The sequence below is a fragment of the Ruegeria sp. CF1 genome, from assembly GCF_056537445.1.
On the sequence record NZ_JBQFRN010000002.1, the window covers coordinates 74102 to 86742 of the forward strand.

A 12641-nucleotide genomic window follows, 5' to 3' on the forward strand; every position below is an offset into this window, starting at 1 on the left:
CAAAATACCTGTTTTTTGTTGATTTCCTGAAGCGTCGCCATCCAAGCGCATGCAGTGATCCGTTCAGCCAGAACATTTGCTTGAAGGGAGGAGAGCCGATGATTCCAGCGGCATTCGAATACTACAGACCCAAGGACATGGCCGGTGTGCTGTCGATCCTGGAAGAGCATGGCGATGATGCCCGCGTCATGGCCGGTGGGCACAGCCTGATTCCGATGATGAAGTTGCGGATGGCGGATGTGCCGCATCTGATCGATCTTCAGGATGTTGGCGGCATGTCTGATATCGAGATCGGAGGTGACAGTATCCGCATCGGTGCGATGGTCACCCAGCACGCGATTATTGATCACGACGCACTGGCTGAGGCCGCTCCGATTCTGCGCGAAGCTGCCCTTCAGATCGCAGACCCGCAAGTCCGATACATGGGTACAGTTGGTGGCAACGTGGCCAATGGCGACCCCGGTAATGACATGCCCGGCCTGATGCAGTGCCTGAATGCGCGTTTCACTGTCGAGGGTCCTGACGGGGAACGCGACATCGCTGCCCGCGAGTTTTACGAAGCCGCCTACATGACCGCTCGGGAAGACGAAGAAGTGTTGACTGCAGTCACCATCCCAACGCCGCATGGCGGTTACGCCTATGAAAAACAAAAGCGCAAGATTGGTGATTATGCTACCGCTGCTGCTGCAGTCCAGATCGTGAAAGAAGGTGGCACCTGTGCCTCCGCCTCGATTGCAATGACCAATCTGAGCGACACACCGGTCTTTTCCGAGGCGGCTGGGGCCGCTCTGGTTGGCACCGGCGTCGATGCAAATGCCATTAAGACCGCTGTGGCCGCCATGCTCGGTGATATTGACCCCACCGAGGACAACCGCGGCCCCGTCGCTTTCAAAAAACACGTGGCAGGTATCATTCTGACCCGCGCCATTGAGCGCGCCTGGTCGCGTGCGTGAGGAGATCGTCCGATGTCAAAGAAACAACACTACAAGATCACGGTGAACGGCAAGGAAGAGGAATTCCTTGCCGAGCCACGCGAGCTTCTCATCTACACGCTGCGCGAGCGGCTCAACATCACCGGCCCGCATATTGGCTGCGAGACTTCCCATTGTGGCGCTTGCACCGTCACCATTGATGGCAAATCAGTCAAGTCCTGCACCATGTTCGTGGCGCAGGCCGATGGCAAGGATATCACAACCATCGAAGGCATCGGTGGGCCTGACGCGCTGCACCCGCTGCAAGAGGCGTTTAAGGAACATCACGGGCTGCAATGCGGCTACTGCACTCCGGGCATGATCACACGTGCGGCAAAGTTGCTCGAAGAGAACCCGAACCCGTCCGAGGAAGAGATCCGTTTTGGCATGGCAGGTAATATCTGCCGCTGTACCGGGTATCAGAACATCGTGAAGTCCATCAAAGCCGCAGCGGCCGAGATGAATGCAGCCAAGGAGGCGGCCCAATGAATGACATGACTCCAGATCGTGAGGAACGCACCGCGAACCTCAAGGGCATGGGCTGTTCGCGCAAAAGGGTGGAAGATGCCCGCTTTACTCAAGGCAAGGGCAACTACGTCGATGACGTGAAGCTTGACGGGATGCTCTTTGGAGATTTCGTCCGCTCTCCCTACGCTCACGCACGGATCACCAACATCGATACGGCGGCAGCGCTTGAAGTGCCCGGCGTTCTCGCTGTGCTGACCGCCAAGGACCTTGAACCGCTCGGCCTCCATTGGATGCCGACGCTGGCCGGCGACAAGCAAATGGTTCTGGCCGATGGCAAGGTTCTGTTTCAAGGCCAGGAAGTGGCGTTTGTGGTGGCCGAAGACCGCTATGCGGCGGCAGATGGAATCGAGGCCGTCGAGGTCGAATACGAAGAGCTTGAGGTTCTGGTCGATCCGTTCAAGGCGATGGAATCAGAGATAGTTCTGCGTGAAGACACCGTGGGCGAGGATGGCAAACCAATCGATGGAGCACATGGTCCTCGAAAGCATCACAACCACATCTTCACGTGGGAAGCGGGCGACAAGGATCCAACATTCGAGACAATCGACAATGCCGAGGTCGTTGCCGAAGAGACCATGTATTACCACCGTACGCACCCATGCCCACTGGAAACCTGCGGCTGCGTCGCCTCAATGGACAAGGTCAATGGCAAGCTGACTCTTTGGGGCACGTTCCAAGCGCCTCATGCTATCCGCACTGTGGTCAGCCTGATTTCCGGGATCGAGGAACACAATATCCGTGTGATCTCTCCCGATATTGGCGGCGGGTTTGGAAATAAGGTTGGGGCCTATCCGGGCTATGTGTGTTCGGTCGTCGCCTCCATCGTCACCGGCAAGCCGGTAAAGTGGATCGAAGACCGGATGGACAATCTGATGACCACCGCCTTTGCCCGCGACTATTGGATGAAGGGCCGCATTTCTGCCACCAGGGACGGCAAGATCACCGGGTTGCATTGCCATGTGACAGCGGACCATGGTGGATTTGACGCCTGCGCCGACCCAACCAAATTCCCGGCGGGTTTCATGAATATCTGCACCGGATCTTACGACATCCCGACTGCATTCCTTGAGGTTGATGGCGTCTACACCAACAAAGCGCCGGGCGGGGTCAGCTACCGTTGTTCCTTCCGCGTGACAGAGGCGGTTTATTTCATCGAACGGATGATCGAGGTGCTGGCGATCGAGTTGAACATGGACGCGGCAGATTTGCGCCGGATCAACTTCATCAAGAAAGAGCAATTCCCCTATCAGGCTGCGCTTGGCTGGGAATATGACTCTGGCGATTATCACACTGCCTGGGACAAAGCGCTCAGCACCGTCGACTACGAGGGATTGCGCAAGGAACAGGCCGAGCGTGTAGAGGCGTTCAAACGGGGCGAAACGCGCAAGCTTATGGGAATCGGTCTCAGTTTCTTCACTGAGATAGTGGGTGCTGGCCCAGTGAAGAATTGCGATATCCTGGGTCTCGGCATGTTCGATAGCTGCGAAATTCGCATCCATCCCACGGGCTCTGCAATTGCACGGCTTGGAACGATTTCGCAGGGGCAAGGCCACGCGACGACATTCGCACAGATACTGGCCTCCGAGATCGGATTACCTGCCGATAGCATCACCATCGAAGAGGGCGACACCGATACCGCGCCCTATGGTCTGGGCACCTACGGCTCGCGCTCGACCCCGGTTGCCGGGGCGGCTACGGCCATGGCTGGCCGCAAGATCCGCGCCAAGGCGCAAATGATCGCGGCCTATCTGTTGGAAGTGCATGACGATGACGTCGAGTTCGACGTCGACCGTTTCGTGGTCAAAGGAGCGCCCGAGCGGTTCAAGACCATGAAAGAAATCGCATTCGCCGCCTACAATCAGGCCATTCCAGGGATTGAGCCAGGGCTTGAAGCGGTTAGCTACTATGACCCGCCGAACATGACTTATCCGTTCGGTGCCTATGTTTGCGTGATGGATATTGATGTGGATACAGGCGTGCCAGACATCCGCCGCTTCTACGCTCTGGACGATTGCGGTACCCGGATCAACCCGATGATCATCGAAGGACAGGTGCATGGCGGCCTGACCGAAGCACTCGCCGTCGCTTTGGGCCAGGAAATCGCCTATGACGATCAGGGCAACGTGAAGACGGGCACGCTGATGGATTTCTTCCTGCCGACGGCATGGGAGGTTCCGAATTACGAGACCGACTACACCGTCACGCCGTCGCCACATCATCCCATCGGTGCGAAGGGCGTGGGCGAAAGTCCGCATGTGGGCGGGGTGCCATGCTTCTCCAACGCGGTGCAGGATGCGTTCCGGGCCTTTGGTCTGCGGCATACCAACATGCCCCATGATCACTGGCGGATCTGGAAGACCGCCAATGAGCTTGGCCTGCACGGCTAAAGGCGAAAGGCAGGGCGGAGACGTTCCGCTCTGCCCGGAGACACACATGACCTGGACCGATTTACAATCCGCTCTTGAAGGGCAGGGCTATGTCGCATCCGACGACCTAGCAGTTGCTCTCCATCTGGCGCTGACGTTGGAGCGGCCTCTTCTTCTGGAGGGCGCCGCAGGCGTAGGTAAGACAGAGGTTGCGCGCACCCTGAGCGATGCGCGCGACACCAAGTTGCTCCGACTGCAATGCTATGAGGGGCTCGACGCCGCGCAGGCCATCTACGAATGGAACTACCAGCGGCAATTGCTGACGATCCGCGCCGCCGCCGAAGATGGTGAGACGGGCAAAAGCGTTGAAGAGCGTATTTTTTCCCGTGATTTCCTGTTGGAACGCCCTCTATTGGCCGCCATTACCCAGGACACGCCGCCTGTTTTGTTGATTGACGAAATTGACCGTGCTGATGTGGAATTCGAAGCCTACTTGCTGGAAGTTCTGGCCGACTATCAAGTGACTGTGCCAGAACTCGGCACCATCACGGCCTCTAGTAAGCCGATCGTGATCCTGACATCAAACGGCACACGCGATCTATCCGATGCACTGCGTCGTCGCTGCCTTTACACCTATGTCGATTATCCGGACCGACAGACAGAACTTGCAATCCTCAAAGCCCGCTGCCCTGCGATTGAGGCGCGTCTTGGCGCGCAAGTCGTAGGCTTTGTACAAAAGCTTCGCGAGGAGGAACTGGAAAAGACACCCGGCATCGCTGAGATGCTCGATTTTGCTGCCGCCTTGATGGGACTTGGGATTGCGGATCTGACCAACGATCCAACCGTGTTGCACTCCACCTTAACCACGCTGCTGAAAACTCAAAGCGATCAGGCACAGATCACCGCCGAAGTCGCGGCCCGTATCGCGGGGAAGGCCGCATGAGCCGGGTTTCCAAATTTGCGGCGCGTGATCCGGGGCCAGCGGCCCGTGTCGCCGGGTTCATTGCGCATTTGCGCCAGAACGGCCTGCGCCTAGGTGTGGCAGAGGCAGAGCTTGCCTTGCTTGCCCTCGGCGAGGTCAATGCCGCTGTCCCGAATGAAAGCCGTCGCGCGTTACGGGCCATCTGCACAGGATGCAAGGATGAGGCCGAACGGTTCGACAGCCTCTTCGATAGTTTTTGGATGGATTCCGGTCGGGTGAAGCAAAGGGCCGTGCCCAAAGCGCAGTCTGCGCTCAGCGATGACGTGCATTCCTCTCGTCAAGCCAAGGGTCAGGATATGGGCGCATCGGGCAGCGCCATCGCTCCTGATTCCGGTGACGGCGAGGCCGACAGCGACGGCACCGGTAAACTTATCGCAACTCAGCAACGCAATCTCAGCCGCCGCGATCTGCGTGATCTGGTCCGCGCGGATGATATCGCAGAGGCCGAAGCAGTTGCGCGTCGCATCGGTGCCGCTTTGCGCGACCGACGTTCGCGCCGTCGGATCGCCGCCCGCAAAGGCGACCGCCTGCATTTTCGCAAGACCATTCGCCTGAGCCTTGCGACAGGAGGGGAACCTCTGCAGCTCTTGCGCAAGTCTCGCCCAGATCGCAGCCGCAAAATCGTAGCGCTTTGCGATGTATCGGGATCGATGAGCGTCTATGCACAAGTTTTCCTTGCTTTTCTCGCTGGGCTGATGCGCGCTGACAAAGATGCCGACGCTTATCTTTTTCACACACGGCTGGTTCGCATCACTGAAGCATTGCGCGACAAAGACGCACTGCGTGCAATTGGTCGGATGTCGCTGATGGCAGATGGCTTCGGCGGTGGATCAAAGATCGGGCCATCGTTGCAACGCTTTGCCGATACCTATGCGCGGCGCTTTGTAGATGGCCGGTCTGTCGTAGTGATCCTGTCGGACGGCTATGATACCGAGCCACCCGCAATCCTGGCAGCAGCGCTTGAGAAGCTGAGAAAACGCGGCTGTAAGATCATCTGGCTCAATCCACTGAAGGGCTGGAGCGAATACGCGCCCATAGCTGGCGGAATGGCTGTGGCCTTGCCTTATCTCGACCTTTTTCAACCGGCCAACACCCTTGCCGATCTTGCCGCCCTGGAACCAAAATTGGTGACGCTATGAGTCCGGCAGAGATCCTAGACACGGACCTTGCCGATGCGGCACAAGACCTGCGTGACCGGCAAGAACCTTTCGCCTTCGCGACAATCGTGCGCACTGCGGGGGCGACGGCGGCCAAGCCGGGTGCTAAAGCGCTGCTCAGCGCGGACGGGACAATCCTGCATGGATGGCTTGGTGGCGGATGCACGCGTGGCGCGGTCAAACGCGCTGCGGTAGAGGCTTTGCGCGCCGGTCAGCCGCAACTGGTTTCTGTCGCGCCCGAGGAACTCCTGGAAGAAATGGGCGTGATAGCGGGGGATGAGATCGACGGGACGCGCTTTGCGCGCAATGGTTGCCCGTCAAAAGGCACCGTCGACATTTTTATCGAGCCCTGTTTGCCAATGCCCGAACTTGTCGTGCTTGGCGCATCCCCTGTGGCCCAAGCGCTTAGTTCCCTGGCACCGCAATTCCACTGGTCGGTTTCTGGCACCACGTCGGCTGATACGACGTGCAATCGACGACGCTTCGTTGTCATTGCGACGCAAGGCCAAGGAGATCTGGACGCGCTCAAATCCGTACTGACAGATTTGCCCGACTATGTTGCCTTCGTCGGAAGCGCTCGGAAATTCGCGACACTGGCTGAAAAACTAAAGACCGCCGGCATAACGCCCGAGGCCATCAACACCGTCCACGCCCCGGCGGGTCTGGACCTGGGGGCGGTCACGCCCGAGGAAATAGCGCTGTCGATCCTTGCGCAGTTAGTCCGTGTCAGACGGCAGACTGTGGGGCTTGCCGATGGCTGATGTTGCCGCGATCCTTCTGGCCGCCGGTCTTTCCCGTCGCATGGGGGCGCAAAACAAGCTGCTGTTTCCAATAGACGGCGTACCGATGATCCGCCGTGTAGCCATGGCTTACTTAGGCGCCATTGATACTGACCTGACGGTGGTAACAGGACATGAGGCGAGCGCCGTGCGCCGGGCATTATCAGGGCTAGCTGTTTCTTTGGTTCACAATGCAAACTTCACCAGCGGCCAGCAGAGCTCGGTTGCCACGGGATTGCATTGTGCACCTGACGCCCATCTGCTTCTGATCGGCTTGGGTGATCAGCCGCTATTGACCACTCAGGATCTGCAAGATCTGATTGCCGCTCACATTGCAGGTGATGCGACTAAAGTGACGATACCTGTCCATAACGGCGCACGAGGCAATCCAATTACTATCCCGCAGCTATTGCGCCGGCGATTGCTGGAAAACCCCGTACGCCCCGGCTGCTTGGGCTTTACGCGCGATCATCCCGAACATGTACAAGCCGCTACGCTGCCATCGCCAGGGTTCTACACCGATGTCGATACCCCGGATGACTATGCGACCCATTTGGAAACCGCGAACGAGCCGATCTCATGAGCCGACTTCTGATCTGGATGCGCGGGCGTCTTAAATCGCTCGAAATGACCACTGAACAAGCAGACAACATAAGATTTCCCTGTTGCTAAGAAGGACTAGACTATGGAACTGAAGGACGAAATCATCATCAACGCCCCGAAAGATCGCGTCTATGCGGCACTGAATGATCCCGAGGTGTTGAAACAATGCATTCCGGGTTGTGAAGAACTAATCAAGCATTCTGATACTGAACTGGAGGCCAAGGTCTTGCTTAAAGTAGGGCCCGTCAAGGCGCGGTTCGGAGGCAATGTCACCCTGGACCAGACCGGCGCCCCTGATGCATTCTCGCTGTCTGGTCAGGGCAATGGTGGTACCGCTGGTCATGCAAAGGGTGGCGCAGATGTGACGCTGAGTGCAGACGGCGACAAAACGATCCTGCGCTATGAAGCAAAGGCCGAGATTGGCGGAAAACTGGCTCAGCTCGGCAGTCGTTTGATCCAGAGCACAGCCAAGAAGCTCGCAGGAAAATTCTTCAAGTCCTTCGCTGATGTAGTGAATGAAGACGCGATGATTTGATCTTAATGGGTGGAGATGAAGCAGTTCTTTGAGCTTGCTCCACCTGCTAACGATCCGAATTGAAATTTGCACCGTTCCAGCAACAACAAATGTGCCGAATATGCGAGCGGAAGCTGCAGGAGCAAGGATCAAGTATTAAGATTCTGGTAAGTCCACTCATCCATCATTAGCTACTTGGTTCTAAACGCTTGATCTGAACAATTGCCGTCGGTTGCCATAGATTCACAGTTTTTCTTTTGCGCTCATCTGCCTATTGCAACTCGGACATGAACGTCTGGTTTTCGCTCTAGTGCCCCGATCTTACCGGCGTGGCCTGTAGAAGATTTTTCTATCTATAACCCGCGTACTGCTCATAATTCTGGAATAAGTATAGAAAAATTCTTACCACTATTTGCCTAGGCACCAAGCGTAAGTGCGCCAGAAACTAACGGTCAACGTAGTATAGCTTACCTAAATGCACTCTGGTTAGTATTTCTGTCCTCGAAAAAAGCGACGCTTGGAATTTTTCTCCTTGAGGGAGAACTGGGGGGCAATTTCGACCGAGATACGGAATGTGATAATTCAACCAATCGATAGTGACTTAATATTCAGATATTTAAGTGAAATATGGCTGGGATGGAAGAATGTCAAACTAAGTCATTGACATGTTATTTATACACGTAAAATGGAGGGGCAGGGGGCAAGTTAAAGTTCTTGTTGCCTGGTTTGTATCCGCAACAGAATAATCGCCTTGGTAACTTGACCAACGTTGTAAAAAGGGGAGTATTTGGCGGTTTTTCTTGACTAAAAGATGGGCCGATCCCGATTTAGCTCAGGCCGACCTCTTGCCCAACACTCCGGGCGACGATCAGACTGGGTCGCCTCCGAATGCGTGGCCCATGCGCCGCAAGCGACGACTTACTTGTCGTCGCCACGGCTTAGAAACTTGGAAAAGTAACCAAGATCTTTCCTACACAGAAGCAAACACGTGTAGCCTGAGCGGGTACTCACGCTTGGTTCGGCACGTCTCTTTCTGCGACAGTAAAGCGTTGATTTTTGAAACAAGCCCTAAGGTAACATCCGGGATAATCTAAGATTGTTTCGGCCTTAGCACCGATTACCGACATTCGGAACTATGCTCCAAAAGTCTCATATTTGATCTGATCGCTCATGACGCCTGCAGCCTCCAATCCAGTTTTCAAACCGGTCATAAACTCCAGAGGGCCGCAGATCATATAGTGCGCGTCCGGCCCCGCCCTGATCGCCAACAAGTCCTTAGCAGTGATCCGGCCATGGACGTCAAACGTCTCGCCCAGAAGATCGGTCCTTTCCGGTGAACTGAAGAATATCAATCGAGTTGCATTCGGGTTTCCCGCAATCAGTTTATCAACCTCACGGCCAAACGCATAGGCGCGCCCACTTCGAGCTCCATGGACATACCACACTGGCCGATGGTTTTCTTCTGCTGAGGCTTCGTAAAGCATTGCAAGCATTGGTGTCAGGCCGACACCAGCGCTGATCAGAACTAATGGATTGTCATCTTTGGGGAGTACAAAGTTACCAGCGGGCGGCTTTGCCTCGATCACATCGCCCACGTGCACCTCGTCATGTAGGAATTGCGACCCGATACCGCCTGCCTCGCGTTTTACGCTTATCCTGTAGTTCTGAATCGCGACCGAGCCAGATAGTGTGTATGTCCGACGTACCTTCGCCCCATGACCCGGGATGTCCAAGGCAATCGGCAAATGCTGTCCTGCAAGAAAAGGTGTCACCGCCTCGCCGTTCGTGGGTGCCAGATGGAAAGAGGTGATGTGCTCTGCTTCTAAGACCTTGTCGATCACGGTCAGTTTTGTCATCGTCGCAGGGTCTGCAGACCACCTCAGAGAAAGCGCGGCTGGTCTGTCGATGACAGATTCTATCTCTACATCAATCACACGAAGGATGCTTGGATCGCGCGCTTCCTCCGGGTCCCACTCGACCGAAGCCCGACCCGTCAAATGCAAAAGCCCGCCAGTTGAGAAGTCGACAAAGAGCAACCCAACACGCGGATCTTCGAGCAGGTTCCCGATCGTGTTGAAGAAGTTATTGCCGGTATAGTCGGGGATGCGCAGGCGCTTCGGCCCAACTACCCGGACGAATCCAGGGTCACCGCCACGATGGGAAGCGTCATAGCCGTCGGAGTGCGCTTCGTTAGAGCTTTGTCGCCCCGATCCGATGAATAGAGTGTCAGCGGCGCCTATGTGTTTGATTTGTTCGGAGCTGAGTTGAGTAGACGTCGTCGCTTCAATCGTCATCGCCCTATCGGCTCGCCACCAATTTCGCTCGTTGATATACTTCGGACAATTCCCAAAGGTCTGATGGATATCGACTGCAAAGCCATCCTTGGTTGGACGCGACTTACCGCTGAAGCGGTTGCGGCGGCGCGTAGCGAGTTCGATGCCAACCACGCCGATATCGGTGCCAGCCATAATCGATTCGCTCAGCGGATCTTGTGGATCAATCCGTGTTGCAAGCGTCAGCGTCTGAGAGTCTGGTGACCCAATGAATCCTTCCTCGCCTTCGATGATCGTCGCCCACACTCGTCCCTGGTTATCGCTGGAGGCAGCAACCAAAAACGGTTGTGCTTGATAAAAAGCGCGGTGTTGATCTGGCATGTGATTTCGGATGAAGGGCGCCACGCGTTTGGAAAGCCCCCTAACACCCGCGCGTTCTTGTGCAGCCAGTTCGCCCGGATGAAATGGGGTTTCTTCGTCCAACATCGTTTTGTCCTTCTTTCTCAATCTTGTCATCAAAGACGCTGTACACTCAGGTCCGGGTTATCGTCCGCAAGCAACCCCATGACCCAACAGAACAAGCGACTTTCGGGGTGCTCTGCACGGTTGCGTCAGTTGCCGCCTCGCGTTTATGCGGGCGCGACCTTAGCTACGTTGCGTCCGTTCATGCCGACTTAGTCAAGGCGCGCGTTTTCAATCACGGTTTCCCGAGTCGATGATGAGACGGCGCTTCGTTCGCCTTCGCAAATGTCCATTGAACTACTCGGCAGCAAGACCAACGGCGGTGGCTGGCATCGCTTGAAAACCGGCCAGCGCTTCGAACCTTGCAATCCAGGCACGGACATTCGGGTACGGCGCGAGCGAAATATTCCCTTCTGGCGCATGGGCTGTGTAGGAATAGGCCGCAACATCAGCGATGGTCGGTTGATCACCAACAAGCCAGTCGCGACCGTCCAGCCCAAATTCCAGTTTTTGCATTGCTTTCGCCGCGGTTGCAGCTGCAAAGTCCTCGTCCAGAGGTGCGCCAAACACCGTAATCAACCTTGCAGCACATGAGCCAAATGCAATTTCACCTGCAGCGAGTGTCAGCCATTGCTGAACGTTCGCTTCTCCTACGGCATCACTTGGTATCCAGTCGGGTGCGTATTTGCGGGCTAAGTAAACTAATATTGCGTTTGAGTCAGAAATGACGGCGTCGCCATCTTCCAGCACGGGCACCTGTCCATTCGGGTTCATGGCAAGGAAGTCAGGCGTTTTGTGCTCACCAGCGGCGAGATCTACAAAGACAGCTTCATGGGCAATCCCTGCGAGCTTAGCAAAAACCAAAGCGCGATGCGCGTGACCTGATTTGGGGAAGTGATGAATACGAACCGGGTTTGACATTTAAGGGCTCCTGCTGGGTTGGTCATTTACCAAAACAGATACGACTTGCACAATTGCGCGATAATCGTCAATTTTGGAGAAAGTTTAGGCCCTGAGGGGGCTGAATAAGCTATGGATAAGATTGACCGCATGCGAGCCTTTGCGCTTGTCGCAAAGAACGCCTCTTTCACACTTGCCGCACAGCGTATGGGACGATCCGCGCGGCAGGTCAGCAAATACGTCGCGGATCTGGAAGAAGCGCTAGGCGTTCAGCTTCTGAACAGAACCACACGCAGTGTATCCCTGACGGATGTCGGCGCCACGTATCTGGCGATGTGTGAACCACTTCTTGACGGGTTCGACGAGTTGGAAGAAACCGTCAGGAACCAACAAACGGCTTTACGCGGTGTCATCCATATCTCGGCTCCGACGGGATTTGGATCGGTGCGGCTCGCGCCTTCTCTTGCGGTATTCGCCGCACAGCATCCGGAAGTTGAAATCGACCTTCGTCTCTCGGATCGAAGGGTGTCAATTATTGACGAAGGTCTGGATCTCGCGATCCGCATCGGACCGATGAGAGACAGTTCACTTAGAGTACGCCAGCTTGGCCCAATGCCTTTGCTAGTCTGTGCATCTCCAGACTATTTGAAGCGCACAGGTATACCGGCGCATCCACGTGCACTGGAGACGTATGAGTGCATTTTAGACGGCAACATGACGGATCCTACGATCTGGCGCTTCGATTTAGAAGGTCGGGAAATTGCGGTCCATGTTAACGGTCGGCTTCGCGCCAATGCACCAGCAGCATCAGCACGGCTGGCAGCCACGGGAATAGGGGTTGCCCGTTGTCCGGCCTACACAGTTTCAGAAGCTCTAAAGACAGGAGAATTGGTCGAGCTCTTCGCCGAGAATCGCGTTACACCCTATGTGGTCGCCGCACTTTTTCCGCAGAATCGCCGACTAACGACCCGCGTGCGCGCCCTTATTGATCATCTTACAAGCGACACGTCGCTTTGCACTGACTTAAAGGGGTGATGAAGCAAAAACGGTTAATAAAAGCCGTTACGATGTGCAGCTTCCTTTGAAGCTCCTGCTTCTCAATATAA

11 protein-coding genes are annotated in these 12641 nt (G+C 55.8%); 9 read left to right on the top strand and 2 right to left on the bottom strand.

Features of this window, described 5'->3' with window-relative positions; translation table 11 throughout:
• Nucleotides 1-98: 98 nt before the first annotated feature.
• The 8 genes from ACRZ96_RS05530 to ACRZ96_RS05565 all read left to right on the top strand — a co-directional run bounded on the left by ACRZ96_RS05530 (nucleotide 99) and on the right by ACRZ96_RS05565 (nucleotide 7921).
• On the top strand, nucleotides 99-953 hold the full coding sequence (locus tag ACRZ96_RS05530) for an FAD binding domain-containing protein (RefSeq protein WP_170646652.1): 855 nt from the start codon (nucleotides 99-101) through the stop codon (nucleotides 951-953).
• 12 nt (nucleotides 954-965) lie between these two features.
• A complete protein-coding gene (locus tag ACRZ96_RS05535) occupies nucleotides 966-1460 on the top strand; it encodes a (2Fe-2S)-binding protein (RefSeq protein WP_170392521.1) in 495 nt (164 codons plus the stop codon).
• Entirely contained in the window at nucleotides 1457-3886 is a 2430-nt protein-coding gene (locus ACRZ96_RS05540; RefSeq protein ID WP_480706934.1) for an aerobic carbon-monoxide dehydrogenase large subunit, read from the top strand. Before ACRZ96_RS05535 ends, ACRZ96_RS05540 begins: the two co-directional genes overlap by 4 nt.
• Nucleotides 3887-3932: 46 nt before the next feature.
• Entirely contained in the window at nucleotides 3933-4808 is an 876-nt protein-coding gene (locus tag ACRZ96_RS05545) for an AAA family ATPase (protein ID WP_170392519.1), read from the top strand.
• Nucleotides 4805-5986 carry a vWA domain-containing protein gene (locus ACRZ96_RS05550; protein WP_480771903.1) on the top strand — a complete coding sequence of 394 codons (1182 nt, stop codon included), beginning with the start codon at nucleotides 4805-4807 and terminating at the stop codon, nucleotides 5984-5986. The genes ACRZ96_RS05545 and ACRZ96_RS05550 overlap by 4 nt, the downstream gene beginning before the upstream one ends.
• On the top strand, nucleotides 5983-6765 hold the full coding sequence (locus ACRZ96_RS05555) for an XdhC family protein (RefSeq protein WP_170564287.1): 783 nt from the start codon (nucleotides 5983-5985) through the stop codon (nucleotides 6763-6765). The genes ACRZ96_RS05550 and ACRZ96_RS05555 overlap by 4 nt, the downstream gene beginning before the upstream one ends.
• A complete protein-coding gene (locus ACRZ96_RS05560; protein WP_480771904.1) occupies nucleotides 6758-7366 on the top strand; it encodes a nucleotidyltransferase family protein in 609 nt (202 codons plus the stop codon). The genes ACRZ96_RS05555 and ACRZ96_RS05560 overlap by 8 nt, the downstream gene beginning before the upstream one ends.
• A gap of 102 nt (nucleotides 7367-7468) precedes the next feature.
• Nucleotides 7469-7921, top strand: a complete 453-nt coding sequence (locus tag ACRZ96_RS05565; protein WP_170513592.1) for an SRPBCC family protein — start codon at nucleotides 7469-7471, stop codon at nucleotides 7919-7921.
• Between the two features lie 1112 nt (nucleotides 7922-9033).
• Here the strand turns inward: ACRZ96_RS05565 and ACRZ96_RS05570 are convergent.
• Nucleotides 9034-10659: an FAD-binding oxidoreductase gene (locus ACRZ96_RS05570; protein ID WP_480706931.1), complete on the bottom strand. Its 1626-nt coding sequence runs from the start codon at nucleotides 10657-10659 to the stop codon at nucleotides 9034-9036.
• Nucleotides 10660-10932: 273 nt separating this feature from the next.
• The gene (locus tag ACRZ96_RS05575; RefSeq protein WP_480706930.1) at nucleotides 10933-11556 is read right to left on the bottom strand and encodes a glutathione S-transferase family protein; all 624 of its coding nucleotides are present in this window, start codon (nucleotides 11554-11556) and stop codon (nucleotides 10933-10935) included.
• Between the two features lie 111 nt (nucleotides 11557-11667).
• On the opposite strand from ACRZ96_RS05575, the gene ACRZ96_RS05580 reads away from it, so the two are divergent.
• A complete protein-coding gene (locus ACRZ96_RS05580; protein ID WP_480706929.1) occupies nucleotides 11668-12570 on the top strand; it encodes a LysR family transcriptional regulator in 903 nt (300 codons plus the stop codon).
• Nucleotides 12571-12641 lie beyond the last annotated feature (71 nt).